Annotated in this window: 23 protein-coding genes and 1 pseudogene; 9 read left to right on the top strand and 15 right to left on the bottom strand. The window is 66.7% G+C overall.

Annotated elements, in window-relative coordinates:
• Nucleotides 1-92: 92 nt before the first annotated feature.
• The 7 genes from ACTZWU_RS01380 to mutM all read right to left on the bottom strand — a co-directional run bounded on the left by ACTZWU_RS01380 (nt 93) and on the right by mutM (nt 7,031).
• Nucleotides 93-728: a LysE family translocator gene (locus ACTZWU_RS01380; RefSeq protein ID WP_444735561.1), complete on the bottom strand. Its 636-nt coding sequence runs from the start codon at nt 726-728 to the stop codon at nt 93-95.
• Nucleotides 725-1,801 (bottom strand): DNA replication/repair protein RecF, encoded by a 1,077-nt coding sequence (recF, locus tag ACTZWU_RS01385; protein WP_444735562.1) that lies wholly within the window; start codon nt 1,799-1,801, stop codon nt 725-727. Before recF ends, ACTZWU_RS01380 begins: the two co-directional genes overlap by 4 nt.
• The gene (gene dnaN / locus ACTZWU_RS01390) at nt 1,798-2,916 is read right to left on the bottom strand and encodes a DNA polymerase III subunit beta (RefSeq protein WP_444735563.1); all 1,119 of its coding nucleotides are present in this window, start codon (nt 2,914-2,916) and stop codon (nt 1,798-1,800) included. The genes recF and dnaN overlap by 4 nt, the downstream gene beginning before the upstream one ends.
• An 86-nt stretch (nt 2,917-3,002) precedes the next feature.
• Complete coding sequence (gene dnaA / locus ACTZWU_RS01395) at nt 3,003-4,364, bottom strand: chromosomal replication initiator protein DnaA (protein ID WP_444735564.1); 1,362 nt, start codon at nt 4,362-4,364, stop codon at nt 3,003-3,005.
• A gap of 533 nt (nt 4,365-4,897) precedes the next feature.
• The gene (gene rpsT / locus ACTZWU_RS01400) at nt 4,898-5,167 is read right to left on the bottom strand and encodes a 30S ribosomal protein S20 (protein ID WP_444735565.1); all 270 of its coding nucleotides are present in this window, start codon (nt 5,165-5,167) and stop codon (nt 4,898-4,900) included.
• A gap of 171 nt (nt 5,168-5,338) precedes the next feature.
• The gene (locus ACTZWU_RS01405) at nt 5,339-6,115 is read right to left on the bottom strand and encodes an enoyl-CoA hydratase (protein WP_444735566.1); all 777 of its coding nucleotides are present in this window, start codon (nt 6,113-6,115) and stop codon (nt 5,339-5,341) included.
• A 70-nt stretch (nt 6,116-6,185) separates the two neighbouring features.
• Nucleotides 6,186-7,031 (bottom strand): bifunctional DNA-formamidopyrimidine glycosylase/DNA-(apurinic or apyrimidinic site) lyase, encoded by an 846-nt coding sequence (gene mutM / locus ACTZWU_RS01410; protein ID WP_444735567.1) that lies wholly within the window; start codon nt 7,029-7,031, stop codon nt 6,186-6,188.
• Between the two features lie 100 nt (nt 7,032-7,131).
• Between mutM and ubiE the strand changes: the two genes are divergently transcribed.
• Together ubiE and ubiB are read left to right on the top strand one after the other, a co-directional pair.
• The gene (gene ubiE, locus ACTZWU_RS01415; RefSeq protein ID WP_444735568.1) at nt 7,132-7,878 is read left to right on the top strand and encodes a bifunctional demethylmenaquinone methyltransferase/2-methoxy-6-polyprenyl-1,4-benzoquinol methylase UbiE; all 747 of its coding nucleotides are present in this window, start codon (nt 7,132-7,134) and stop codon (nt 7,876-7,878) included.
• Between the two features lie 4 nt (nt 7,879-7,882).
• A complete protein-coding gene (gene ubiB / locus ACTZWU_RS01420; protein WP_444735569.1) occupies nt 7,883-9,418 on the top strand; it encodes a 2-polyprenylphenol 6-hydroxylase in 1,536 nt (511 codons plus the stop codon).
• 9 nt (nt 9,419-9,427) lie between these two features.
• Here the strand turns inward: ubiB and ACTZWU_RS01425 are convergent, their stop codons facing one another.
• The 8 genes from ACTZWU_RS01425 to pqqA form a co-directional block, all read right to left on the bottom strand.
• Entirely contained in the window at nt 9,428-10,330 is a 903-nt protein-coding gene (locus ACTZWU_RS01425; protein WP_444735570.1) for a sensor histidine kinase, read from the bottom strand.
• The gene (locus tag ACTZWU_RS01430) at nt 10,330-11,484 is read right to left on the bottom strand and encodes an FIST N-terminal domain-containing protein (protein ID WP_444735571.1); all 1,155 of its coding nucleotides are present in this window, start codon (nt 11,482-11,484) and stop codon (nt 10,330-10,332) included. The genes ACTZWU_RS01425 and ACTZWU_RS01430 overlap by 1 nt, the downstream gene beginning before the upstream one ends.
• Nucleotides 11,481-12,188 carry a response regulator gene (locus ACTZWU_RS01435; RefSeq protein ID WP_444735572.1) on the bottom strand — a complete coding sequence of 236 codons (708 nt, stop codon included), beginning with the start codon at nt 12,186-12,188 and terminating at the stop codon, nt 11,481-11,483. Before ACTZWU_RS01435 ends, ACTZWU_RS01430 begins: the two co-directional genes overlap by 4 nt.
• A 157-nt stretch (nt 12,189-12,345) precedes the next feature.
• A complete protein-coding gene (gene pqqE, locus ACTZWU_RS01440; protein WP_444735573.1) occupies nt 12,346-13,482 on the bottom strand; it encodes a pyrroloquinoline quinone biosynthesis protein PqqE in 1,137 nt (378 codons plus the stop codon).
• A complete protein-coding gene (pqqD, locus tag ACTZWU_RS01445; protein WP_444735574.1) occupies nt 13,479-13,772 on the bottom strand; it encodes a pyrroloquinoline quinone biosynthesis peptide chaperone PqqD in 294 nt (97 codons plus the stop codon). Before pqqD ends, pqqE begins: the two co-directional genes overlap by 4 nt.
• A complete protein-coding gene (gene pqqC, locus ACTZWU_RS01450) occupies nt 13,769-14,521 on the bottom strand; it encodes a pyrroloquinoline-quinone synthase PqqC (protein ID WP_444735575.1) in 753 nt (250 codons plus the stop codon). The genes pqqD and pqqC overlap by 4 nt, the downstream gene beginning before the upstream one ends.
• Nucleotides 14,518-15,399, bottom strand: coding sequence for a pyrroloquinoline quinone biosynthesis protein PqqB (gene pqqB, locus ACTZWU_RS01455; RefSeq protein WP_444735576.1), 882 nt, complete (start codon nt 15,397-15,399; stop codon nt 14,518-14,520). Before pqqB ends, pqqC begins: the two co-directional genes overlap by 4 nt.
• A gap of 99 nt (nt 15,400-15,498) precedes the next feature.
• Nucleotides 15,499-15,591 (bottom strand): pyrroloquinoline quinone precursor peptide PqqA, encoded by a 93-nt coding sequence (pqqA, locus tag ACTZWU_RS01460; protein ID WP_042250260.1) that lies wholly within the window; start codon nt 15,589-15,591, stop codon nt 15,499-15,501.
• Between the two features lie 537 nt (nt 15,592-16,128).
• Between pqqA and ACTZWU_RS01465 the strand changes: the two genes are divergently transcribed.
• The 7 genes and pseudogenes from ACTZWU_RS01465 to adh all read left to right on the top strand — a co-directional run bounded on the left by ACTZWU_RS01465 (nt 16,129) and on the right by adh (nt 25,170).
• The gene (locus ACTZWU_RS01465) at nt 16,129-17,484 is read left to right on the top strand and encodes an ABC transporter substrate-binding protein (protein WP_444735577.1); all 1,356 of its coding nucleotides are present in this window, start codon (nt 16,129-16,131) and stop codon (nt 17,482-17,484) included.
• A gap of 106 nt (nt 17,485-17,590) precedes the next feature.
• A complete protein-coding gene (locus tag ACTZWU_RS01470; RefSeq protein ID WP_444735578.1) occupies nt 17,591-18,583 on the top strand; it encodes a carbohydrate ABC transporter permease in 993 nt (330 codons plus the stop codon).
• Nucleotides 18,583-19,716, top strand: coding sequence for a carbohydrate ABC transporter permease (locus tag ACTZWU_RS01475; protein WP_444735579.1), 1,134 nt, complete (start codon nt 18,583-18,585; stop codon nt 19,714-19,716). Before ACTZWU_RS01470 ends, ACTZWU_RS01475 begins: the two co-directional genes overlap by 1 nt.
• Nucleotides 19,713-21,254, top strand: coding sequence for an alpha-glucosidase (locus tag ACTZWU_RS01480; protein WP_444735877.1), 1,542 nt, complete (start codon nt 19,713-19,715; stop codon nt 21,252-21,254). The genes ACTZWU_RS01475 and ACTZWU_RS01480 overlap by 4 nt, the downstream gene beginning before the upstream one ends.
• A 12-nt stretch (nt 21,255-21,266) precedes the next feature.
• Nucleotides 21,267-22,355: pseudogene (locus tag ACTZWU_RS01485) on the top strand (ABC transporter ATP-binding protein); the annotation flags it as partial.
• Nucleotides 22,356-22,558: 203 nt separating this feature from the next.
• The gene (locus tag ACTZWU_RS01490) at nt 22,559-23,530 is read left to right on the top strand and encodes a helix-turn-helix domain-containing protein (RefSeq protein ID WP_444735580.1); all 972 of its coding nucleotides are present in this window, start codon (nt 22,559-22,561) and stop codon (nt 23,528-23,530) included.
• 113 nt (nt 23,531-23,643) lie between these two features.
• The gene (gene adh, locus ACTZWU_RS01495; protein WP_444735581.1) at nt 23,644-25,170 is read left to right on the top strand and encodes an aldehyde dehydrogenase; all 1,527 of its coding nucleotides are present in this window, start codon (nt 23,644-23,646) and stop codon (nt 25,168-25,170) included.
• Nucleotides 25,171-25,203 lie beyond the last annotated feature (33 nt).

Raw genomic sequence — 25,203 nt, forward strand, 5'->3', positions numbered from 1 at the left:
TTCCTGTAACTCTTGTCCCGATATAGCCACCCGCAGGGGCAAAGTCACGCGATGGCGGGGTTTTTTCCCGTCAAGTGGCGATTCGCTGCCCCTCAGGCGGAAAGGACCTGACCCAGCCCCAGAACCAGCCCGACGCCGATCAGCAACCACCCCGAGATCAGGTTCATCCGCCGCATCCCTGCGGGCGTGGCCAGCCTGCGCCGTGCCAGCACGATGCCGCCGCCCATCGCAAGGTTCAGCGCGAAGGGGATCAGCCCGGACATCAGCGCGATCACCGCGATGTCGGGCCCGGTCAGGCGGCCGATGGGAAAGAAGCCCGGCAGCACGCCCACATAGAACAGCGCCGCCTTGGGGTTGCCGATGATCGCCAGAAGCCCCGCGCTGAAGCCCGCCCAGCCCCCGGCGCGGGTCAGACGCCCGTCGGTCGCCACGGGACGCGCGGCATGGCGGATCAGCGCCCAGCCCATGCCCAGAAAGACCACGACCGCGATCCAGCGCAGCACGGACAGCAGTTCGGCCTGCTGCCCCGCCACCAGAGACAGCCCGAAGATCGCCACAAGCGGCCAGAGCAGATCGCCGATCACCACGCCGAAGGCCAGTGGCCAGACGCCCGCCCAGCCGCCCGAGAGGCCGCGCGCCATGATCGCCACCCAGACCGGACCCGGCGTCAGCCAAATCGCCACCATCGCGCCGGCGTAAAGCCACAGCGCCTCGAATCCCAAAGTCATTCCGTTTCCTCGGTTGCGACAGAGGCGCCATCCTCTCGGCGCACCGCAAGGTGTCGCGCCCGGCCGCCCATCGCGTCGAACAATTCGGCCCCCGTGCCGGTCAGCAGGCTTTGCGCGGGCAGCGCGCAGATCAGGTCGTAGAGCGCCGCGCGACGGTCTGCGTCCAGATGCGCGGCCACTTCGTCAAGCAGCAGCAGGACCGGCTGATCCGCCAGCGCCCGCGCATTGGCCAGGATCAGCGACAGAAGCAGCGCCTTCTGTTCCCCGGTCGAGGACAGGGCGGCTTGCATGTCCTGCGGCCCCCAGCTTGCCCCCAGATCGGCGCGGTGCGGCCCCGACAGCGTGCGCCCCGCCGCCAGATCGCGCCCCCGCATCGAGGCCAGACGCGCCGCGATGCTGGCGGGGTCGGGATCGTCGGCAAAGCCCTCTCCGGCGATCAGGGTCAGGCGCGCGGCGGGAAAGTCGCCGCCCTGCTGATGTGCCATGATCGCGGCCAGCGCGTCCAGGCGGTTGCGGGTGATCGCGGCACCCGCCTCGGCCATCTGCGATTCCAGCGCGCGATACCAGCCGGGATCACCGATCTGGTCGCGCAAGAGACGGTTCCGTTCGCGCATCGCCTTGTCATAGGCCAGCGACAGATCGGCGTGATCGGGCATCAGCGACAGCGTGATCCGGTCCAGAAAGCGGCGCCGCCCCTCGGGCGTGTCGGTCCACAGCCGATCCATCGCCGGAACCAGCCAGATGACGCGCACCAGCCGCGCCAGCGCCGTCTGCGGCACGGGCTTGTCGTCCATGGTGACGGTCCGGGACTGGCCGGGCAGGGCGCCCGTCTCGACCGCGCGGTCGTCCAGCCTCGCGCGGATGCGCCAGCCCGCATCTGGGCCCTGACGCGCCTGTTCGGGCGCGGGCGCGCCCCGCAGGCCGCGACCGGGCGCCAGCATCGAGACGGCTTCAAGGATGTTCGTCTTGCCGGACCCGTTCGGACCGAAGATCGCCACAGGCCGCGCGTCCAGGGACAGGTCCAGCCGCTTCCACGACCGGAACTGCGCCAGCGACAGGCGCGCCAGCGTCACACGCGCATCGGCATGACGACATAGACCGCGCTGTCGTCGCTGCCTTCGCGGATCAGCGCGGCATCGCCCGAGCCGTTGAACATGAAGACTGCATTGTCGCGATCCACCTGCGCGGCGATTTCCTGCAAATACTTGGCGTTGAAGCCGATCTCCAGCGCGTCGTCGGCATAGGCGACGATCAGCTCCTCTTCGGCGGCGCCCGCATCGGGGGCGTTCACCGACAGGACCAGCCGGTCCTGATCCAGCGACAGCTTGACCGCACGCGAGCGTTCGCTGCTGACGGTGGCGACGCGGTCCACGGCGCGGGCGAAATCGGTCGCGTCCACCTCCAGCTTGCGCTGGTTGCCCGATGGGATGACGCGGCTGTAATCGGGGAAGGTGCCGTCGATCACCTTCGAGGTCAGCGTCAGCTCGGCGGTGGCGAAACGCACCTTGGTCTCGCTGACCGAGACGGCAATCTCGGCATCGTCGTCATCCAGCAGCTTGCGCAGCTCGGCCACGGTCTTGCGCGGCACGATCACGCCGGGCATCTCTTCGGCGCCGATGGGCAGGGGCGCGTCGATGCGGGCCAGCCGGTGCCCGTCGGTCGCCACGCAGCGCAGCATCGGGCCGCCCTCGGCCTGGGCCACATGCATGTAGACGCCGTTCAGGTAATAACGCGTCTCTTCGGTCGAGATGGCGAATTTCGACTTGTCGAACAGGCGCTTGAGCAGACCGGCCTTGGCCTTGAAATTCGCGCTGTATTCGCTGGTCGCCATCACGGGGAAATCCTCGCGCGGCAGGGTCGCCAGGCTGAAGCTGGACCGCCCGGCCTGCACCGCCAGCCGCCCCGAGGCATCGTCGCTGCTGATCTGGACCAGCGCGCCATCGGGCAGCTTGCGCGCGATCTCGTTCAGCATGACGGCGCTGACGGTGGTGGCGCCGGGGCGCTCGACCTGAGCCATCGCGCGGTCAACGACCTCGGTATCCAGATCGGTGGCGCGGAAGCTGACGCCCTCGGGCTTGGCCTCGATCAGGACGTTGGCCAAAATCGGGATCGTGTTGCGGCGCTCGACGACGGACTGGGCCTGAGACACGGCCTTGACCAGAACGGCACGTTCGATGGCGAATTTCATCAGCTTCCCCTGTCCCTTGGGCCCTGTGGCCATTCGTCGGACCTGATCTTTAGCCGTCCGGCGAGGCGGTCACAAGATTTTCGTGATCAGGCTTCCAGCATCCGCTTGAGCACGGCGATATCCTCGGCCAGGCTGCTATCATCGGTGATCAGTTCCTCGACCTTGCGGACGCCGTGCATGATCGTGGTGTGATCGCGGCCACCGAAGCGGCGGCCGATCTCGGGCAGGGACCGGCTGGTCATCTGCTTGGACAGATACATGGCGATCTGGCGCGGGCGGGCGACGTTGCGGGCGCGCTTGGGGCCGATCAGGTCGGCCAGGCGGATGTTGTAATGCTCGGCCACCTTGCGCTGGATGTCGTCGATCGAGACCTTGCGGTCATTCGTGCGCAGGATGTCGGCCAGACATTCCTGCGCGACCTCCAGCGTGATCTCGCGGCGCAGAAGGCTGGCATGGGCAAAGAGCCGCTGCAAAGCGCCTTCCAGAACGCGGACGTTGGTGCTGATCCGATGGGCCAGGAATTCCAGCACGCCCGTCCCGATCTCAAGATCGGGATGCTGGGCGCGGAACACCTCGGTCTTGGATTGCAGGATGCCCAGGCGCAATTCGTAGGTGGTGGGATGCAGGTCCACGATCAACCCGCAGGACAGGCGCGACTTGATGCGTTCCTCAAGGCCCTTGATCTCGGCCGGGGCGCGGTCGGCGGAAATGACGATCTGCTTGCCCTGATCGACCAGCGCGTTGAACGTGTGGAAGAATTCTTCCTGCGTGCTGTCCTTGCCGGCGATGAACTGCACGTCATCGACCATCAGCATGTTCACGTTGCGGAACATGCCCTTGAAATCCATGATCGTGCTTTCGCGCAAAGCCTGCACGAAGCGATACATGAACTGTTCCGCCGACAGATACAGGACCTGCGCCGAGGAGTGGCGGGTCTGATAATCATGCGCGATGGCGTGCATCAGGTGCGTCTTGCCCAGACCAACGCCGCCATAGAGAAACAGAGGGTTGAAGCCCACCGGGCCGCCCTCGGCCACGCGGCGGGCGGCGGCATGGGCCAGTTCGTTCGGCTTGCCGACGATGAAATTGGCGAAGGTGTAGCGCGGGTCCAGCGGCGCGCCCAGATCGGCGCGGGGCGCGCGGGTGGTGGGGGCGGGCGCGGCTTCGGCGGTCGAGACCGGCGCCGACTGGGCCGAGGGGCGGGCGGCCTGGCCGACCTCGAATCGCAGACGCTCGACCTCGGCGCCGGCGCGGTTCAGCACGGCCACGATGTCCTTGGCGAAATGGCGGTTCACCCAGTCCGAGATGAAGCGCGTCGGGCTGACCAGCCGCGCGGCGCCGTCCTCGATCCCGGTCAGACGCAGGGGCTTGATCCAGTGGTTGTAGTTGTTCGGCCCCACGCTTTGCTCAAGCTCGGCGCATGCCGCCACCCAGATCCTGTCCATCATCCGACCCTTGTCCCGTACTGTCCCCGAAGCCTGCGGTTGATCCGCAGGCCCAATGCGCACGTCGTCGGGGCGCGAAACGAAAAAGCCTGCCCGACCGACCGAAAGGCCGATTGTCGGGGCAAAAGCCCGTTCACTTCACAAGCACCGGGTGTCGAAAGCCGGTGGCAGCCGGCCGTCAACCACCCGAGAGCAGCAAATGCATCCTGCATTGCAACCGGTCGCTTTTCCGGCAAGGCGCCGGATGGTCGACCCATCCCCCAAGGCGACGTGAATCGCAGGTGGGAAACTAGCCCCGGCACGCCCCCCGCTGCAACCGAACTATGCGCTTGACAGCCCCGGCCCGCGACCGAATCTGCGAGCCCTTTGACTCTGTTAACAATTTCCCGAGCCGACTGTTTTTTAACGATTTATTAAGGAACAACCTAGCGGTGCAAGGAAAAGGGGCGCGCATGTCGATGCGCGCCCCCGGGGCAGTCAGGCGACCCGCGAGGGCCGGATTTCCAATGCCTTGCGGCGAATTGCGCGACGCGCGATCAGGCGGCCGACAGGGCCTTCACGCGGGCGGCCAGGCGCGAAATCTTGCGCGAGGCGGTGTTCTTGTGGACGACGCCCTTGGTCACGCCGCGCATCAGTTCGGGCTGGGCGTTCTGCAGGGCCAGTTTCGCGGCATCGGCATTGCCCGATGCGATCGCCTCTTCGACCTTGCGCAGGAAGGTGCGGATGCGCGAGCGGCGGGCCTTGTTGATGTCGGTGCGGCGCTCGATCTGGCGGGCGCGTTTCTTGGACTGGGGCGTGTTGGCCATGATCTTGGTTCCTTGCGGTCTTTATCGTGTTTCGGTTGCACAAAAAGCCCAAGGCACCATCCCGGTCAGGGATAGCCATGATTCTTGCCTAAGCGGGCCCACGCGCATGTGACGCTGGCCTATAGGGCAGGCGCGCCGAAAAGGAAAGCCCCCAATCGGCGCGCGGGCGCCCTAGCGGTCGCGGAACTGCGCCTCGCGCTTTTCGAGGAAGGCGGCCATGCCTTCTTTCTGGTCTTCGGTGGCGAACAGCGCGTGGAAGGCGCGGCGCTCGAACAGCAGGCCCTCGCGCAGGGTCGTCTCGTAGGCGCGGTTCACGGCCTCCTTGACGGTCTTGGTGGCGACCTGAGATTTTTCCGCGATCTTGCGGGCGGCGGCCATCGCCTCGGGGATCAGCTTGGCCGTCGGCACGATGCGGCTGACAAGGCCCGCGCGTTCCGCCTCGGCGGCGTCCATGAAGCGGCCGGTCAGGTTCATGTCCATCGCCTTGGACTTGCCGATCAGGCGCGTCAGGCGCTGCGTGCCGCCGATGCCCGCGACGACGCCCAGATTGATCTCGGGCTGGCCGAACTTGGCGTTCTCGGCGCAGATGATGAAATCGCAGACCATGGCCAGCTCGCAGCCGCCGCCAAGCGCATAGCCGCTGACGGCGGCGATGATCGGCTTGCGGACGCGGCTGATCGCGTCGATCTGGGGGCCGAACAGATCCTCGTCATAGACATCGACGTAGGACTTCTTGGACATTTCCTTGATGTCGGCGCCTGCGGCAAAGGCTTTTTCGCTGCCGGTCAGCACGATGCAGCGGACCTTGTCGTTGCGGTCGGCCTCGGTCACGGCCTGCGACAGCTCTGCCAGAAGGGTCGAGTTCAGCGCGTTCAACGCCTCGGGACGGTTCAGCCGGATCAGGGCGACCTCATCCTCGATCTCGACGATGATGGTTTCGTAAGCCATGGGCCTTGGACCTCGTTGCCAATGTCATTGGCGCGGACCCTAGCAGGTCAGGGGTCGGAAATCCAAGACCTCAGCGCTGGCACCCCGGACAGTAGAAGCTGGAGCGCGCGGATTGCACGATCCGCGTCACCTGCCCGCCGCAGCCCGGACGCAGGCAGGGCTGGCCCGCGCGGTCATAGACGCGGAAACTGTGCTGGAAATAGCCCAGCTCGCCGCTGGCCTGCCGGTGGTCGCGCAGGGACGAGCCGCCTGCCTCGATCGCCTCGGCCAGCACGTCGCGGATATGGCCGACCAGCGCGTCGATGCGCGCAGTCCCGATCCGGCCCGCCGCCCGGCGCGGGTCGATCCCCGCCCGCCACAGGGATTCGCTGACATAGATGTTGCCAAGCCCCGCCACGATGCGCTGATCCAGCAGCGCCTGCTTGACCGGCGCGCGGCGCCCGGCAAAGGCCGCGCGCAGATAGGCCCCGCCAAAGACCGGATCAAAGGGTTCCGGCCCCAGATGGTCCAGCAGCGGATGGGCCGCGCCCTCGCGGATCAGGTCCACCATGCCGAAGCGTCGCGCGTCGTTGAAGGTGATGGTCGTCCCTGCATCCGTCACCAGCACGACATGATCGTGGCGCGCATGGATGGCGGGGTCGCGGTGGAACTGGCCCGGCGCCGAACCCTCGACCAGCATCCGGCCGGACATGCCCAGATGCCACAGGACCGTGCCGCCGCGATCCAGATCGGCCAGCAGGTATTTCGACCGGCGCCTGAGCGCGGTCACGGTCGCGCCGGTCAGCACCTGCACCAGATCGGGCGGCAGGGGCCAGCGCAGATCAGGGCGGCGCGCCTCGGCGCGGGTGATGCGGGCGCCCTCCAGATGGGGGGCCAGGCCACGGCGGACGGTTTCGACCTCTGGCAGTTCTGGCAATTCCGTCCCTTTCGTCGCATTGTGCCTGCCGCGTGCCCCGGCCATTGTGCCGGGCGCGGGCCGGGCATATCTGGCAACGCAACGGGGAAACGGCAAGCGCATGACCGACAGCAGACAGACCCATTTCGGTTTCCGGACCGTGGACGAGGATCAGAAGGCGGGGATGGTCCATGGCGTCTTTTCCAGCGTCGCCTCGCGCTATGACCTGATGAACGACCTGATGAGCGGCGGCGTCCACCGGTTGTGGAAGGCCGCGCTGATGGATTGGCTGGCGCCGCGCGACGGCCAGCACCTGCTGGATGTGGCGGGCGGGACGGGCGATGTCGCCTTCCGCTTTCTGGACCGGGCGCCGGGCGCGCGCGTCACCGTCTGCGACATGACCGAATCGATGCTGGTCGAGGGCCGCAAACGCGCCGAGGCCGTGGAAAAGGCCGAACGGCTGGCCTGGGTCACGGGCGACGCGATGGCGCTGCCCTTTGCCGATAACAGCTTTGACCGCTACACGATCAGCTTCGGCATCCGCAACGTCACCCGCATTCCCGATGCCCTGGCCGAGGCTTACCGCGTCCTGCGCCCCGGCGGGCGTCTGATGGTGCTGGAATTCAGCCAGATCCCGGTTCCGGCCGCGCAATGGGCCTATGACCGCTACAGTTTCAACGTCATCCCGGCCATGGGTCAGGCGGTGACGGGCGATCGTGACAGCTATCAATACCTGGTCGAATCGATCCGCAAGTTCCCCGATCAGGAGGCGTTCGCCCAGATGATCCGCGCGGCGGGCTTTGGCCGCGTGCAATGGCGCAACCTGTCGCTTGGCATCGCGGCGATCCATTCCGGCTGGAAGCTGTAGCCTCATGCGCGGACCCCACCAGATCTGGCGCCTGATCCGCACCGGCGCCACGTTCGAACGCACCGGCGCAATGGCGGCGGTACTGGACGCGGTGGACGCCCCCATCCGGCTGCGGGTCGCGGCGCGGGTGATGGGTTGGCCGTTCCGCTGGCTGGGCTACAAGGGCGACCCGACCCTGCCGCCGATCACGCGGGCGATCACCGCGCTTGGACCGGCCTATATCAAGTTCGGGCAGATCCTCTCGACCCGCGCGGATGTGGTCGGCCCGGAACTGGCGGGCCAGTTGCGGATGTTGCAGGACCGCCTGCCGCCCTTTCCGACCGCCATCGCCAAGGCCGCGATCGAGGCCGAATTGCGCGCCCCCGTCGATCAGCTTTTCAGCGAGTTTTCCGAACCCGTCGCCGCCGCCTCGATCGCGCAGGTCCATCGCGCCCGCGTGCGCGAGACGGGCCGCGAGGTTGCCGTCAAGGTCGTGCGCCCCGGCATCGGCGCGGCCTTCAAGCGCGACATCGACGCCTTCCATTTCGGCGCGCGGTTGATCGAATTGCTGTCCCCCGGCACGCGCCGTCTGCGTCCGCGCGATGTGGTCAGCCATTTCGAACAGACCGTCATGGGGGAACAGGACCTGCGCCTCGAGGCTGCCGCCGCGTCCGAGTTTTCCGAAAACACCGCGCAGGATGCGGGCTTTCAGGTGCCTCTGCCGCATTGGTCGCTGTCGGGCCGCCGCGTGATGACCGCCGACTGGGCCGAGGGCCTGCCGATGGGCGACCGCGAGGCGCTGATCGCGGCGGGTCACGATACGCGCGATCTGGCGCGGCGGGTGATCCAGCTGTTCCTGTCCCACGCGCTGCGCGACGGGTTCTTTCACGCCGACATGCATCACGGCAACCTCAAGGTGGCCGCGAATGGCGACATCATCGCCTATGATTTCGGCATCATGGGCGAGATCGACGAATACACCCGGCGGGTCTATGCGCAGATCCTCTATGGCTTCATCCAGCGCGATTACCGGCTGGTGGCGCGCGTCCATTTCGAGGCGGGCTATGTCCCGCGCGACCGCGACGAGGCCGCATTCGCCCGCGCCCTGCGCGCCGTGGGCGAGCCGATCTTTGGCGCCGATGCCAGCCGCATCAGCATGGGCAACCTGCTGGCCTATCTGTTCGAGGTGACGGAACGCTTCGGGATGCCCACAAGGACCGAACTGATCCTGTTGCAGCGCACCATGGTCGTGGTCGAGGGCGTGGCCCGGTCCATCGACCCGCAACTGAACATCTGGCAGGCGGCCAAGCCCGTCGTGTCGGACTACATCAAGGCCAGCATCGGCCCCAAGGCCGCCATCAGCGACATGGGGCAGATCGTGCAGACGGTGGGGCGCTATGGTCCGCTGCTGCCGCGCATCGTGGAACAGATCCTGTGGGAACGCGCCCATCCCGAACAGGCCGCTGCCGCGCGGGCGCCGCGCCGCCGGTCGGGCTGGGGTCTGGCGGTGATCGCCGCGCTGTCGCTGGCGGCGGGGCTTGGGATCGGGCTGTCGCTTTAGGACGGCCTGTCAGGCCTCGAGCAGGCCGATGCGAAAGCGCGTGCCGCGACCGGGGCGGGACCACATCGCGATGGGATGGCCCAGCCGCGTGCAGGCCAGTCGAACGATGGACAGGCCCAGACCCATGCCGGGCGCGCCGTCATGGTCAAGGCGCTGGAATTCCTCGAAAATGCGGTCCTGATCGCGCAAGGGGATGCCGGGGCCGGTATCGCTGACCGTCAGCCAGCACCGATCCTGACGCCGCCTGGCCGAGACGACCACGCCGCCCTGCCGCGTATATTTCACCGCATTGGCGATCAGGTTCTGCGCGATCCGGCGCAGCAGCACGGGATCGCTGTCCACCATCGCCGCACTGGGCACGAAACGCAGCGTCAGGCCCCCCGCCTGAGCCAAGGGCGTGAATTCCGCATCCAGTCTGCGGAACAGGTCGCCAAGCGCGACGGGCTGGCGGTGCAGCGCGATCTGGCCGCCATCGAGGCGCGAGATGTCGAGGACCGCATTCATCAGCGTCTCGACCGATTCGAAGGCGCTGGACAGGCGCGCGACCAGATCGGTCTGATCCTCGCCCATCGCCGTGTCCGACAGGGCGGCCAGATAAAGCCGCGCCGCCGACAGGGGTTGCAGCAGGTCGTGGCTGGCCGCGCGCAGAAAGCGGGTCTTTGAGCGGTTGGCCTCGTCCGCGGCGGTGCGGGCCTCGGCCAGTTCGCGGTTCTTCTGCGACAGATCGGCCATCGCGCGTTCCAGTTCCCGGCGGCGGGCGATGACCTCTTGTTCCAGCGCCAGGGCGGCCTGAAACATCGTCCAGCCCGAGCCGCGCCGTTCCTCCAGCCGGTCGATCCGGTCGATCAGCGCGTCGGTGATGCGGCGCAGCTTTTCGACCTGTCGCGCGGGCGGGTCGTCGTCGCGCAGCATCACGCGGCGTCCGCCGGGGGCAGGAAGGCCATGCCGACAAAGGTCTGGTTCACATGCATGCCGCTATGCTGTTCGCCATAGGTGTTGAACCCGGCGACGCGGTGGCGGGCGTAAAGCTGCGACATCGGCCCGTCCTGCCCGTCGCGTTCCAGCGCAAGGCGGCGCAGGATGCAGTCGAAGGCCAGCACCATCAGCGGGGGGCGGGGCAGGGCCTCCAGCGCCTCGGCCATGCCGCGCGTCGGGTCCTCGGCATGGCCGAGGGTCAGGACCATGCCCGGCTCGATCGCGGCCATCAGGGCAAGGCCGCCATCCTCGGTCGCGGCGCTGATCGCGCGGACATGATGCTGCCCGCCCATCCGCAGCAGCAGCGGATGGCGCGCGAAATCGGCGGGGCCAAGTGCCCGCTGTTCGATGCCGGTCAGGCGCGCATATTCGCGCGCGGCGGGCTCGGCGTTCAGTTCCAGGATGCCGCGCCGGTCGGGCCGGGCGGCGGTGATGACGGCGCGGGTGTCGGTCGGGCGGAAATGGGCCAGCGTGATCTGGCGGATCGCCAGATCGGTCTCGACCAGCAGGAAGATCGCGGCGTCGCGATGGACGCGGCCGCCCTCCAGCAGCCAGGTGTCGCGGAAATCCAGCCCGTCCCCGGCCGAGCCGCCGATCACCGGCACGGCGGGCAAGGCCGCGTCCAGCGCCGAGACCAGCACGTCCTCTTGCCCCGCCAGCCCGTCGGCCAGCAGAAGGCCAAAGATCGACCGCGCGGGATCGGCGTCAAAGTCGCGATGCATCCGGCGCAGACCGGCCATCCATTCCGCCACCGGAATGGCCGACAGCCGATCCAGCACGATCGCCTCGGCGCGGAAATGGCGGGACGGAAAGCCCAGGGCGACGACCTTGCCCAAGGCATAGCCCTCGGGCCCGATTTCTCCGGCGGACGAGCATCCGGCCAGAACGCAACCGGGCGGCAGATGCGGGGCCAGCCCGCGCGCAAGGGCGGCCAGTTCGTCGCCCCGTGGTCCGAAGATCAGGACCAGGGCGGGATGGACGGCGCGCAGGCCGGCCAGCAGGGACGGGACCGTATCGGTCCCGCCGCGGTCGGCCTGCACGACCACCGGCCCGTCGGCGCCCTCCTTCACCTTCGGGCCGGTATGGGTCATCCGGTCTCGAACAACCGGATCGAATTGGCCAGCAGCACGGCCTGCGTGCGGCGGCGTGCCTTGATCTTGGACATGATCGCCGAGATATGCGTCTTGACGGTCGCCTCGGCGATGGCCAGTTCGTGACTGATTTCCTTGTTCGCGCGGCCCTTGCAGATCAGGCGCAGGATCTTGAGCTGCTGCGGCGTCAGCGAGGCGAAGCGGCGCACCAGTTCGCTGCGGCTTTCCTCTTCGGGGTCGTCGGATTCGCGGTCATAGCCTTCGGGGGTGACGTATTCGCCCGCCCACATGCGGCGCAGGCTGTCCACCAAAGCCTCGCGCGAGAGGGACTTGCTGATATAGCCCTGCGCCCCGGCCGCCATCACCGCCGCGATCATCGCCCGTTCCAGATCGGCCGAGATCAGCGTGATCGGCACGTCCGGCAGGCGGCGGCGCAGGGACATGATGCCCTCGCTGCCGCGCGCGTCGGGCAGGTTCAGGTCCAGGATCACCGCGTCGGGGGCGCCCTGACTGCGGATCTGTTCCAGGGCTGCGGCCAGGCTGCGCGCGGTGCGGACCTGTTTCAGGCCAAAGCTGATGCGCAGCGTCAGCGCCAGCGCGTCGCACATCAGGGGGTGATCATCGACGATCAGGATATCGCGGACCTGACTGGCGTCGGGCCGCGTCGAGGGCAACGGCGGCGCATGACCGGCTGTTGCATTCATGGCGTTCCTCCCAGAGGTGAGATCGGACGTTTGAAGCCGGTTTCCCGGTCCAGGCGGCAAGCCCCCCGAGCCGCGCCACGCGCATAATCTTAGGCCGCAACCCGCACAAAGCAAGCCGGAATCTCGGACGAAAGTCGTATCGAAGGCTGCGCGGGGTCTAATCCGCGCGCGACATGCGGCGATAGACCAGCGCCTGACTGTCTGCCGTGGCATGGGCTTCCGCGGCGGCGACGACGTCCGCATTCAGCGGCGAAAGCGAGCAGACCGGATCGGTCGCGCGCGCATCCCCCGCCAGCGCCATCGCCTGACAGCGACAGCCGCCGAAATCGACATTCTTGCGGTCGCAACTCTGGCAGGGTTCGGGCATCCAGGCGGTGCCGCGGAATGCGTTGAAGCTGTCCGAAAGGTGCCAGATATCCGACAGGCTGCGGTCCTGCACGTTCTCGAACCGCATCCACGGAATCGACTGCGCGGCGTGGCAGGGCAGGACCGTGCCATCGGGTCCGACATTCAGCCCGGTCGAGCCCCAGCCCCCCATGCAGGCCTTGGGATAGACCGCGTGATGGTCGGCGGGAACGTAATCGATCACCATGCGCCCGCGCAGGCGCAGCCGCCCGTCGTTCACGATCTGGCGTGCAAAGGCGGCCTGTTCGCGCGTGGGCATCAGCGCGTCGCGATTCAGATCGGCCCAGCCATGAAACTGGACGGTCGCCACCTCGATCCGGCGCGCGCCGAGGGTCTCGGCCAGGTCCAGCATCTCGGGCAGGCGTTCCATGTTCTGGCGATGAACGACGGCGTTGATCGTCAGGGGAAAGCCGATCCGCGTCACCCATTCGGCAAAGGCCATCTTCTTGTCCCAAGACCCCGGATGCCCGCTGATCCGGTCGGCCATGTCGGGCCGGATGCCCTGCAACGACAGCTGCACGTGATCGACGCCCGCGCGGTCCAGCTCCTCAAGCCGCGCCCGCGTGATCCCGATCCCCGAGGTGATGAGGTTCACGTAAAGCCCCGCATCCCGCGCATGGCCGACAATCTGCGCCAGATCGCGCCGCGCGCCGGGCTCGCCGCCCGAAATATGGACCTGCAACACGCCCAGATCGGCGGCTTGCCGGAAGACGCGGCCCCAATCGTCGGCCGAGATTTCGGCGCCCGCGCGGATCAGTTCCACCGGGTTCGAGCAATAGGGACAGGCCAGCGGGCAGCGATGCGTTACCTCGGCCAGCATGGCCATGGGCAGGCCGGGCGTGACCGGGTTGCCGTCGATGTCGGCGGGCTGGACAGGTTGATCCTTCATGCAGCGCCTTTCACAAAGACCATCCGGCGCTCGATCAGGCCGGTCAGAAAGTCGCGCATGTCCGCCGTGATCTGATCCTCGGGCGCGTCATAGCGCGCGGCCAGCGCGGCGGCGATGGCGGCCATGCTGCGCGTGCCGTCCAGCTCGGTCAGGATCGCCTCGCCTACCGCATCCAGCCGCATGGCGCGTTCGGGCGCCTGCAGCACGGTGATGTCGCGCACCCGGTCGCGTTGCAGCCGCACGCCGCGCGGAAGATAGGGAATGTCGGCGGGCGCGATCAGCGGCGTCACGGCAGCATCCCCTGACCGGGGCGCCATGCGCCGGGGGGAATATTGCCCTCGACATAGCCATGCCACAGCGCGTCAAGCTGCGCCCAGAGCACGTCGGTCTTGAAGATCAGCGCGGCCGCCGCGGCGTCCTGTTTCTCGCGCGTATCGGCATGGGTCAGCACGTAATCGAGGCCGAATTTCACATCCTCGGGGGCCTCGGTCAGGCGGCGCTGGAAATAGGAAAGGCTGGTTTCGTCCGCGAAATCGTAGTGCTTCAGCAGGCCCTCGATCCGCTGCGCGTGGATCCTGGGGGCGAACAGCTCGGTCAGGCTGGCGGCCACGGCGTCTAGCAGCGGCATGTCGCGGACAAAGCGGACATATGCGTCCACCGCAAAGCGCGTCGCGGGCATGATCCCTGCGCCCGAGGCCACGTAATCCGGGTCCAGCCCCACCGCGCGGGCCAGTGCCAGCCAGCGCCGGATGCCGCCGCCTTCGGTCAGGCCGCCATCGTGATCCTCGATCCGCTTGCGCCAGGCGCGGCGCAGGTCGGGGTCCTCGACCCGGCTCATGAAAGCGGCGTCCTTCATCGGGATGCGCGACTGATACATCCAGCGATTGACGACCCAGGCGCGCACCTCGTCGGGGGTGCATTCGCCGCCATGCAGCCGCCGGTGAAAGGGATGCAGGTCGTGGTAGCGTTCGGCCCCGATTGCGCGCAGGCGCGCTTCGAACGTGTCGCGCGATTGCGGCTGGTCGGTCAGGTCCTTCATGGCGTGATCTCCATTCCGTCGCGGGCGATCAGCCAGCCCTGTGCGCTGGCCTGCGCCGTTTCGGGGCTGGCCGGGTCGGTCAGCGGGTTCGAATTGTTCATATGGACAAAGATGCGCTGGCCCAGCCGGACCCCCTCCAGCACGGCGATCGTGTCGCGCGCCGCCATGTGGCCCATCCGCAGGCCGGTCTTCTGGCCCAGCCCCGCGCGGATCATCTCGTCATCCTGCCAGAGCGTGCCGTCGAAAAGCAGCGCATCCGCGCCCTCGATCCGGTCGCGCAGCCAGTCGGGCATCGCGGCGCAGCCCGGGATATACAGCGCCCGGCGGCCATTGGCGCGCAGCTCGACCCCTACGGTCGTCTCGCCGATCAGGCCGGTTTCGACGGTCTCGCCCTCTTGATACAGCGGCACCTTGCCGGGCACGGCGAATAGCGTCGCCTGCAGGCCGGGGGCCAGTTCGACGCTGGCATCAAGCGCGATGTCGCGGCGGATCACCAGATCGGGGCGCAGGGCGGCCATCATCGGGTTCGCGGCCAGCGCCGCGTGAATGGCGGGCGTCGCGTAAAGGTCGTAGCCCTGCGCCTCGCGCAGGGTCAGCAGCCCGGCCACATGGTCGATATCGCCATTCGTCAGCAGGACCGAACGCAGCGGAACGTCGCGCGGGCCGGTCGGATGCAGGGCGGGCGTCGCGGCAAGCTGCACGCGGATATCGGGCGAGGCGTTCAGCACCGCCCAGGCCTTGCCATCCGCGCTGACCGCGACCGAGCTTTGCGTCAGCGACGGGATGCGCCCCGCGCGGGCGGCCGCGCAATTGCCGCAACCGCAATTCCATTGCGGCAGGCCGCCCCCTGCAGCCGCGCCCAGAATGATGATCTGCATCGAGCCGCCTTGCCCCGTCGGGCGATCCAGAGGAACCAGAGGAAAAAGCCCCGCCCGAACCGGTCGGACGGGGCCATTTCAGAAAACCGTCAGAGCCGATCAGAACAGAACGGGCTCGTCCTCGGCCGGTGCGTACATGTTGATTTCCATGCCGCACGCGATTTCCGTCAGAATAGGCTTCGTCCAGGCCATGTTGATCCTCCTGTCATAGCCGTCGCGCCAGAGGGCGACCGTGCCCAAGTGTAGGGCGCGACGGTCCGGGATCAACAGGACAAAAGTCTGATGGTTCCCCGGTTCCTGGCGCAGATTGGCATGGCCGCCCCCGCATATGTCTGCTTCAATAGTCTCGCCGGGCGCCACGGCGCGCTTGCCCGGGCGCCGGACCGGGTAGAGGATGAGAGGACCGAATCACCTTCGGCATCGGTGCTGCGCCGATTCACGAACCGACAAGACGTGGCGCTGACCGGTGGAATATTGAAAGCGCTTTCGGGCGGGATCTCTCGACATGACTGCGACGAACTGTGCGGTTTAGGCTGGTCTGGAAACTTGCCAAAGCGTTGAAGACAATGAAAGATGCAGAGGATGTCCTTGTCGTGACGCGCCAGATCGCCCCGGTGCCGTCCCGCAGAGAAATCCGATGCCAATGAGAAGCGTTTGACAGACGCATTCCGAATTGACATTTGCTAGCGTTAACGGGCCTCGCGGCCACGTTCATCTTGGGAGGATGACTTGACGAAGAAACTCTTCACCACCGCCGCCATTGTCGCGCTGCTGGCCGGGACCGCCCAGGCCCAGCTGGTGATCGAAAAGGGCAGCGATGACCGCATCAACTGGCAGAGCCTCGAGGATTTCGCGGCAGCGCATGGCGACCTGTCGGGCCAGAGCTTCAACATCATGGGCCCCTGGCTGGGCGGCGACCAGGAACTGTTCCAGTCGGTCATCGCCTATTTCAACGACGCGACCGGCGCGCAGGCGAATTATTCGGGCTCGGACAGTTTCGAGCAGCAGATCGTGATCGACGCCGAGGCCGGATCGCCGCCCGACATCGCGGTCTTCCCGCAGCCGGGGCTGGCCTCGGATCTGGCCGCGCGCGGCCACCTGCGTCCGCTTGGGGATGAGACCGCCGCCTGGCTGCGCGAGAATTACGCCGCCGGTGCAAGCTGGGAGGCGCTTGGCACCTATGCAGGCCAGGACGGCGCCGACGCGCTGTTCGCCTTTCCCTACAAGGCCGACGTGAAATCGCTGGTCTGGTTCGTCCCCGAGAACTTCGAGGATGCAGGCTACGAGGTTCCCACCACCTACGAGGAACTGCGCGCCCTGACCGAACAGATGGTCGCGGATGGCGAGACGCCCTGGTGCATCGGCCTGGGTTCGGGCGGCGCGACCGGCTGGCCCGCGACCGACTGGGTCGAGGATCTGATGCTGCGGACCGCCTCGCCCGAGGATTACGACCGCTGGACCACCAACCAGATGCCCTTCAACGACCCGATCGTGGTGAACGCGATCGAGGAATTCGGCTGGTTCGCCAAGAACCCCGATTTCGTTGCGGGCGGTGTTGGCGCGGTGACGGCGACCGATTTCCGCGAAAGCCCCAATGGCCTCTTTGCCAGCCCGCCGGCCTGCTACATGCACCGTCAGGCCAGCTTTATCCCGACCTTCTTCCCCGAAGGCACCGAGATCGGCCAGGATGCGGATTTCTTCTATTTCCCGGCGCCCGAGGCGGGTGATCTGGGCCAGCCCGTTCTGGGCGGCGGCACGATGTTTGCGGTCATGTCGGACAATCCGGCAGCCATGGCCTTCATCGAGTTCCTCAAGACGCCAGCCGCGCACGAGATCTGGATGACGCAGAAGGGCTTCCTGACGCCGCATACCGGCGCCAACGCGGATGCCTATGGCGACGACACGCTGCGTCGGATGGGCCAGATCCTGCTGGACGCCACGGTGTTCCGCTTTGACGGGTCCGACCTGATGCCGGGCGCGATCGGCGCGGGCGCCTTCTGGACCGGCATGATCGACTTCGTCGGCGGCGCCTCGGCGCAGGACGTGGCCGACCAGATCCAGCAGACCTGGTCCTCGCTGAACTGATGACAAACGCGCCGCGGCGGGTCGGGGGGCCCGCCGCGGTGGCATCGCATGTGTAGGGTAAGATCGCCGGCGCGCAGGCGCCCGGTCCGAGAAGGGGGTAAACGGGATGGAGCTTTTCTGGCTGGCGATCAGCACGATCGTCATTGGCGTCTTCGGATGCGTCGCATGGTTCTGGGGTTCGAACTGGGTGCTGGACCGGATCTATCCGGCGCGCGGGCCGAAGGCCGGGGACAATATCCGCAAGGCGAACCAGGTCCGGCCCTGGCTGTTTCTTGGCCCGGCAATCCTGTTCCTGACCATGTATCTGGTCTATCCGGTGATCGACAGCTTCTGGCGGTCGCTGCACAACGCAAATGGCAGCAGCTTTGTCGGCGGCGCCAATTACAGCTGGCTGGCCGGAGATGCGAAGTTCCGCGAATCCATGGTCAACAACATGCTTTGGCTGCTTGTCGTGCCGGCGCTGGCGACCCTGTTCGGCCTGTTGGCCGCACAGCTGACCGACCGGCTGAAATGGGGCAATATCGGCAAGTCGCTGATCTTCATGCCGATGGCGATCAGCTTTGTCGGCGCGGGCGTGATCTGGAAGTTCATCTATGAATACCGCGCCTCGGGCGAGACGCAGATCGGTCTGCTGAACTGGATCGTCACGCAATTCGGCGGCGAGCCGCAGATCTGGCTGACCATACCCGGCTGGAACAGCTTTCTTCTGATGATCGTGCTGGTCTGGATCCAGACGGGTTTCGCCATGGTGATCCTGTCCGCCGCCCTGCGCGGCATCCCCGAGGAAACCATCGAGGCAGCCATCCTGGACGGCGCCAGCCCGCTTCAGGTCTTCTTCAAGATCAAGGTGCCACAGATCATGGGGACGATCGCGGTGGTCTGGACGACCATTACCATCGTCGTGCTGAAGGTCTTTGACATCGTCTTCGTGATGACCAACGGCCAGTGGGGGACGCAGGTTCTGGCGAACTTCATGTATGACTGGTCCTTCCGCGCCAATGACGCGGGGCGCGGCTCGGCAGTGGCCATCGTGCTGATGCTGCTGGTGACGCCGATCATGGTCTGGAACATCTACAACGCCCGCAAGGAGGTCCGCTGATGGAGGGAATGGCTGGACAGAAATCCTCGCTGACCTGGGCGGTGAATATCGCCGCTTTTCTTCTGGTCCTGCTGTGGACGATCCCGACGCTTGGCCTCTTCGTGTCGTCCTTCCGCGACCGCGACCAGATCGCGGGCTCGGGCTGGTGGCAGAGCTTCTCAGCCAGCGAAAAGACCGGCTTTGTCCGGTCGGGCACGGCCGAGGATCAGGTGCAGGACGGCCCGCTCTACGTGATCGAGGGGCAGGCCACGACCGAGGGGCAGAGCCTGATGGCCTGGGGCACCGGGCCGCGCAATCCTGCACAATACCAGCCGGGCGAGACCGCCGATCTGGGCGATGGCGCGACGCTGACCGTCACCGAGGATGGCAGCTACCGCATGACCTCGCCCCAGCCGTTCGAGATGACGCGCGGCGACCGGATCTTCGTCACGACCTCGGCGCCGCCCAGCTTCACCACCGGTAATTACCAGCGCGTGCTGACGGCCGAGGGGCTGGGCCGGGCCTTCATGAACACGATGACGGTGACGATCCCCGCGACCGTCATCCCGATCCTGATCGCGGCCTTCGCCGCCTATGCGCTGGCCTGGATGCAATTCCCCGGACGCGCGCTGCTGACCGCCGCCGTGGTCGGCCTGCTGGTCGTGCCGTTGCAGGTCGCGCTGATCCCGCTTCTGCGGCTGCATAACGAGCTGGGGCTGGGCAAGGGATATCTGGGCATCTGGCTGGCGCATACCGGGTTCGGCCTGCCGCTGGCGATCTATCTTCTTCGGAACTACATGGTCGGCCTGCCGCGCGAGGTGATCGAAAGCGCCCGCGTCGATGGCGCGACCGAGTTCCAGATCTTCCGGCGCATCATCCTGCCGCTGTCCTTCCCGGCTTTGGCCAGCTTTGCGATCTTCCAGTTCCTGTGGGTCTGGAACGACCTGCTGGTGGCCACCGTGTTCCTGGGCAACACGCGCGAGCAATTGGTGATGACGGGGCTTTTGCGCGAACTCATGGGCTCGCGCGGAGGTGAATGGGAGATCCTTGCAACCTCGGCCTTCATCTCGATAGCCGTGCCGTTGCTCGTATTCTTCGCGATGCAGAAATACCTGGTCCGCGGGCTGCTGGCCGGGTCCGTGAAAGGTGGATAATCTTGACTGAACAGAAGACGGATTGGTGGAAGGGCGGGGTGATCTATCAGATCTATCCCCGCAGCTTCCAGGACACGACGGGCAGCGGCACCGGCGATCTGGCCGGCATCGCGCAGCGCTTGCCCTATGTCGCGTCCCTTGGCGTGGATGCGATCTGGATCTCGCCCTTCTTCACCTCTCCGATGAAGGACTTCGGCTATGATGTCAGCGACTATTGCGGCATCGACCCGCTTTTCGGCACGCCCGAGGATTTCGACTGGCTGATCGAGCGCGCGCATGAGCTGGGGCTGAAGGTCCTGATCGACCTTGTGCTGTCGCATACCTCGGACCAGCATCCCTGGTTCAAGGAAAGCCGGTCAAGCCGCGACAATGCCAAGGCCGACTGGTATGTCTGGGCCGATCCCAAGCCTGACGGGACGGCGCCGAACAACTGGCTGTCGATCTTCGGCGGCAGCGCCTGGCAATGGGACGCCCGGCGCGAGCAGTATTACCTGCACAACTTCCTGACCGCGCAGCCGGACCTGAACTTCCACAATCCGGCGGTGCAGAACGCGCTGCTGGAGGTTGCGAAATTCTGGCTGGAAAAGGGCGTGGACGGTTTCCGGCTGGACACGATCAACTTCTATTTCCACGACGCGCAGCTGCGCGACAACCCGCCCTTGCCGCCGGAACTGCGCAAGTCCGACACCGCGCCCGCGGTCAATCCCTACAACCACCAGAGCCACCGCTACAGCAAATCCCAGCCCGAGAACCTGGCCTTTCTGGAGCGTTTCCGCGAGACGATCGAGCCTTTCGGTGCCGTCGTCGTGGGCGAGATCGGCGACAGCGAGCGCGGTCTGGAACTGCTCGAGGAATATACCGGCGTTCCGGGCCGGGTGCAGATGTCCTATGTGTTCGACTTCCTCGCGGGCGAGGATCTGCCCGCAAGCGCGGTCGTGGGGGTCTTCGACCGGCTGCACCAGATCGCGCCGAATTCCTGGCCCTGCTGGGCGATGTCGAACCATGACGTCGTGCGCCACATCACCCGCTGGAGCCTGACCGACCAAGCCGCCAAGGCCTATGCGACGGTGCTGATCTGCCTCAAGGGTTCGGTCTGCCTCTATCAGGGCGAGGAACTGGGCCTGCCCGAGGCCGAGATCGAGTTCGAGGACCTGCGCGACCCCTACGGGATCGAATTCTGGCCCGAATTCAAGGGCCGCGACGGCTGCCGGACGCCGATGGTCTGGGACATGGGCGTGAATGGCGGCTTCTCGACCTCGAAGCCGTGGCTGCCCGTGCCGCATACGCATCTGCAGCGCACCGTCGTCGCGCAGGAAGCCGACGCGCAGTCGATGCTGCATCATTATCGTTGGGCCATCGGCCTGCGCCGCAAGCACAGTGCGCTGCGGGGCGGCACGATGACCGACATGCATGCCGAAGGGCCGGTTCTGTCGTTCCGGCGCACCGACGACACGCAAAGCCTGCTGATCCGCGCCAATCTGTCGGATCAGGAAGCCGGGGGCCTGAACCCCTGGCAAGTTCAGATCATTGAGGGGTAAGGGGGGAATTCCATGGCAGACCTGAAGCTGACCGGCGTTGCCAAGGCATATGGCGACGTGAAGGTTCTGAGCGATATCGATCTTGATATCCGCTCGGGCGAGTTCATCGTATTCGTCGGTCCTTCGGGCTGCGGCAAATCCACCCTGCTGCGCATGATCGCGGGGCTGGAACAGATCACCGGCGGCACGCTGGAGATCGACGGGCAGGTGATGAACGACATCCCGCCCAGCCAGCGCGGCATCGCGATGGTGTTCCAGTCCTACGCGCTTTATCCGCACATGACGGTGCGCGACAACATGGCCTTTGCGTTGAAGATCGCGGGCCAGTCCAAGGATCAGATCCGCGAGGCGACCGACCGCGCGGGCAAGATGCTGCAACTGACGCCCTATCTGGACCGCCTGCCCAAGGCGCTGTCGGGCGGCCAGCGTCAGCGGGTCGCCATCGGCCGGGCCATCGTGCGCGACCCCAAGGTCTATCTGTTCGACGAACCGCTGTCGAACCTCGACGCGGCGCTGCGCGTGGCCACCCGGATCGAGATCGCGCAGCTCAAGGCCTCGATGCCCGACCGCACGATGATCTACGTCACCCATGACCAGACCGAGGCGATGACCCTGGCCGACCGGATCGTGGTTCTGGCCGGCGGCGGCATCGCGCAGGTCGGCGCGCCGCTGGAACTTTACGAACGCCCCATCAACGAATTCGTCGCCCAGTTCATCGGCAGCCCGGCGATGAACCTTCTGCCCGGCCGTGTGACCCGCGCGGGCGAGATGACGCAGGTGACGCTGGACAGCGGCCTGACCGCCGATGTCGCCATCCCGACCCGCCCCGGCGACGAAGGCATGGTCGTCAATCTGGGCGTCCGCCCCGAGGACATGGTCGAGACCGATCACGCCCCCCTCTTCGAGGGCAAGGTCGATCTGACCGAGGCTCTGGGCGAGGTGACGCTGCTCTATTTCGGCACCAATGCCGAGACCGCACCGATCACCGCGAAGCTGCCCGGCATCCATCCCGGTCTGACGGGTCAGCGGGTGCGTCTGGCCGCCGATCCGCAGGCGCTGCATCTGTTCCATCAGGGGCAGTCGCTTCTGTATCGTGATGGGGTCGAATTGCCGCCCTATCAGCCGCGCCGCGTCGCACCCTCGGGCAGCATGGGCGGGGCCGCGCGGCATTCCGCGCCGGGCAACGACCGCATCGAGGAAGGCGTGATCAAGCCAGAGGGCCCAGTGCGCTAAGGCCGGACCGCGACCAAAGTCGTGAATTGCGTGGTGGCGAATCTGCGCTAACCTCCTGCCAAGGAGGAGCCATGACACAGCGAAGCCACGCAGACCTCGTGGCCGAGCAGTCGCAGTCGAAATCCGCGACCTCGGCCCTTGCGGCATCCTGGCGCCGTTCGATGATGAAGCACGGGCTGGACCCGTCGGACCGGCGCCGTCCCGAAAGGCTGTCGGATGCTGAAATCGCGCAGCGCCGGGGCCAGATGCAGGTCTTTCTGGACGTCGCCGCGCCGCAGCTGGACCAGCTTTACACGCTGGTCGGCCTGTCGGGCTGCAACGTCCTGCTGACCGATGCGCGGGGCATCGTTCTGGATCACCGCGTCGCCGACGGCGATGCCGCGCAGTTCCGCGACTGGGGGCTCTGGACCGGCAATGACTGGTCCGAGGCCGCTCAGGGCACCAACGGCATCGGCACCTGCCTGGCCGAGGGGCGGCAGGTCACGATCCACCGCGACGAACATTTCCACACCCGCAACACCGCCATGTCCTGCATGGACGCGCCGATCTGGGGGCCGGATGGGCGCCTCGCCGCCGCGCTGGATGTCAGCAGCGCCCGCGCCGACCAGACCGAACGCTACAACCGCCTGATCGCCGCGCAGGTGGCCCAGACCGCCCGCGCGATCGAGACGATGTTCTTCCGCGCCAGCTTTCCCGATGCCCGCATCGTGGTGGCGGCTTCGGATGCGGCCGATCAGGCCGTGCTTCTGGCGGTGGACAAGGACGACCTGGCCATCGGCGCGACCCGCGCCGCCCGCCGTATCCTGGGGCTGGAACGCGAGGGCGCGATCCGGCCGCGCCCCGCCGCCGACCTCTTGGGGCGGCAGGACGACCTGACCGGCTTTGACAAGGCCGAGCGCGCTGCCGTCATGCGCGCGCTGGCTCGCGCCGACGGCAATGTCAGCCGCGCGGCCCGCGCGCTTGGGGTGGGCCGCGCCACGCTTTACCGCCGCATGACCCGGTTGGGCATCGCGGAAAGGGACGCAAGACTGTCTCACCACTGAGACAGGTCACGCGATGCGGCAAGCGGGGGCGATTGCCGCGAATCTGCCCGCCCCCCAAAGTGAAGGCATAGCCCGGATGGGGAGATCCGGGCGACATATCAGAGGAGGATATCATGCCGAACGACCAGACCCATGAATTCAAGGGCGTGGGCGTCATGCCCTTTGCCAGCCGCTACGACAACTTCATCGGCGGCAAGTGGACCGCGCCCAAGTCGGGCCAGTATTTCGTGAACACCACGCCGATCACCGGCGGCAGCATCGGCGAGATCGCGCGCTCGAACGCAGCCGATATCGAGGCAGCGCTGGACGCAGCCCATGCCGCCAAGGACGCCTGGGGCCGCACCTCGACGACCGAGCGGTCGAACATCCTGCTGAAGATCGCCGACCGGATGGAGGCCAATCTGCAGCTTCTGGCCACCGCCGAGACCTGGGACAACGGCAAGCCGATCCGCGAGACCATGGCCGCCGACCTGCCGCTGGCCGTTGACCATTTCCGTTACTTCGCGGGCGTCCTGCGCGCGCAGGAGGGCGGCATCAGCGAGATCGACCACGACACGATCGCCTATCACTTCCACGAGCCTCTGGGCGTCGTGGGCCAGATCATCCCCTGGAACTTCCCGCTGCTGATGGCCTGCTGGAAACTGGCCCCCGCGCTGGCCGCAGGCAACTGCGTCGTGCTGAAGCCCGCCGAACAGACCCCCGCCGGCATCATGGTGTTCATGGACCTGATCGGCGACCTGCTGCCGCCGGGCGTGCTGAACGTGGTGAACGGCTTCGGCCTCGAGGCCGGCAAGCCGCTGGCCAGCAATCCGCGCATCTCGAAGATCGCGTTCACCGGTGAAACCACCACCGGCCGTCTGATCATGCAATATGCGTCGGAAAACCTGATCCCGGTCACGCTGGAACTGGGCGGCAAGTCGCCCAATATTTTCCACGAGGATGTCTGCCGCGAGGATGACGACTTCTTCGACAAGGCGATCGAGGGCTTCGTGATGTTCGCGCTGAACCAGGGCGAGGTCTGCACCTGCCCGTCGCGCGCGCTGATCCACGAAAAGATCTATGACCGCTTCATGGAGCGTGCGCTGAAACGCGTCGAGGCCATCGTTCAGGGCGATCCGCGCGACAGCGCGACTATGATCGGTGCGCAGGCCTCGTCCGAGCAGAAAGAGAAGATCCTGTCCTACTTCGACATCGGCCGCCAAGAGGGTGCCGAGGTCCTGACCGGGGGCGAGGCGGCCGATCACGGCGGCGAGCTGTCGGGCGGCTACTACATCAAGCCGACCGTCCTGAAGGGCCACAACAAGATGCGCGTCTTCCAGGAAGAGATCTTCGGCCCGGTCGTGTCCGTGACCACCTTCAAGGATGCCGACGAGGCGCTGTCGATCGCCAATGACACGCTCTACGGTCTGGGTGCGGGCGTGTGGTCGCGTGACGCGAACACCTGCTATCGCTTTGGCCGCGCCATTCAGGCGGGCCGGGTCTGGACCAACTGCTACCACGCCTATCCGGCCCATGCGGCCTTTGGCGGGTACAAGCAGTCCGGCATCGGGCGCGAAAACCACCGCATGATGCTGGACCACTACCAGCAGACCAAGAACATGCTGGTCAGCTACAGCCCCAAGAAGCTGGGCTTCTTCTGATCCCTTGACCAAGGGGCGGCCCGTCATTCGGGC

The sequence above is a fragment of the Paracoccus sp. NSM genome (assembly GCF_052379855.1).
Classification (GTDB): domain Bacteria; phylum Pseudomonadota; class Alphaproteobacteria; order Rhodobacterales; family Rhodobacteraceae; genus Paracoccus.

Bases quoted from the DNA above. Each gene is read 5' to 3' on its own strand.
- ACTZWU_RS01380 (WP_444735561.1), bottom strand. From the start codon at position 728: ATGACTTTGGGATTCGAGGCGCTGTGGCTTTACGCCGGCGCGATGGTG.
- dnaN (WP_444735563.1), bottom strand. From the start codon at position 2,916: ATGAAATTCGCCATCGAACGTGCCGTTCTGGTCAAGGCCGTGTCTCAG.
- dnaA (WP_444735564.1), bottom strand. From the start codon at position 4,364: ATGATGGACAGGATCTGGGTGGCGGCATGCGCCGAGCTTGAGCAAAGC.
- rpsT (WP_444735565.1), bottom strand. From the start codon at position 5,167: ATGGCCAACACGCCCCAGTCCAAGAAACGCGCCCGCCAGATCGAGCGC.
- ACTZWU_RS01405 (WP_444735566.1), bottom strand. From the start codon at position 6,115: ATGGCTTACGAAACCATCATCGTCGAGATCGAGGATGAGGTCGCCCTG.
- ubiE (WP_444735568.1), top strand. From the start codon at position 7,132: ATGACCGACAGCAGACAGACCCATTTCGGTTTCCGGACCGTGGACGAG.
- ubiB (WP_444735569.1), top strand. From the start codon at position 7,883: ATGCGCGGACCCCACCAGATCTGGCGCCTGATCCGCACCGGCGCCACG.
- ACTZWU_RS01425 (WP_444735570.1), bottom strand. From the start codon at position 10,330: ATGCTGCGCGACGACGACCCGCCCGCGCGACAGGTCGAAAAGCTGCGC.
- ACTZWU_RS01430 (WP_444735571.1), bottom strand. From the start codon at position 11,484: ATGACCCATACCGGCCCGAAGGTGAAGGAGGGCGCCGACGGGCCGGTG.
- ACTZWU_RS01435 (WP_444735572.1), bottom strand. From the start codon at position 12,188: ATGAATGCAACAGCCGGTCATGCGCCGCCGTTGCCCTCGACGCGGCCC.
- pqqE (WP_444735573.1), bottom strand. From the start codon at position 13,482: ATGAAGGATCAACCTGTCCAGCCCGCCGACATCGACGGCAACCCGGTC.
- pqqC (WP_444735575.1), bottom strand. From the start codon at position 14,521: ATGAAGGACCTGACCGACCAGCCGCAATCGCGCGACACGTTCGAAGCG.
- pqqB (WP_444735576.1), bottom strand. From the start codon at position 15,399: ATGCAGATCATCATTCTGGGCGCGGCTGCAGGGGGCGGCCTGCCGCAA.
- pqqA (WP_042250260.1), bottom strand. From the start codon at position 15,591: ATGGCCTGGACGAAGCCTATTCTGACGGAAATCGCGTGCGGCATGGAA.
- ACTZWU_RS01470 (WP_444735578.1), top strand. From the start codon at position 17,591: ATGGAGCTTTTCTGGCTGGCGATCAGCACGATCGTCATTGGCGTCTTC.
- ACTZWU_RS01475 (WP_444735579.1), top strand. From the start codon at position 18,583: ATGGAGGGAATGGCTGGACAGAAATCCTCGCTGACCTGGGCGGTGAAT.
- ACTZWU_RS01490 (WP_444735580.1), top strand. From the start codon at position 22,559: ATGACACAGCGAAGCCACGCAGACCTCGTGGCCGAGCAGTCGCAGTCG.
- adh (WP_444735581.1), top strand. From the start codon at position 23,644: ATGCCGAACGACCAGACCCATGAATTCAAGGGCGTGGGCGTCATGCCC.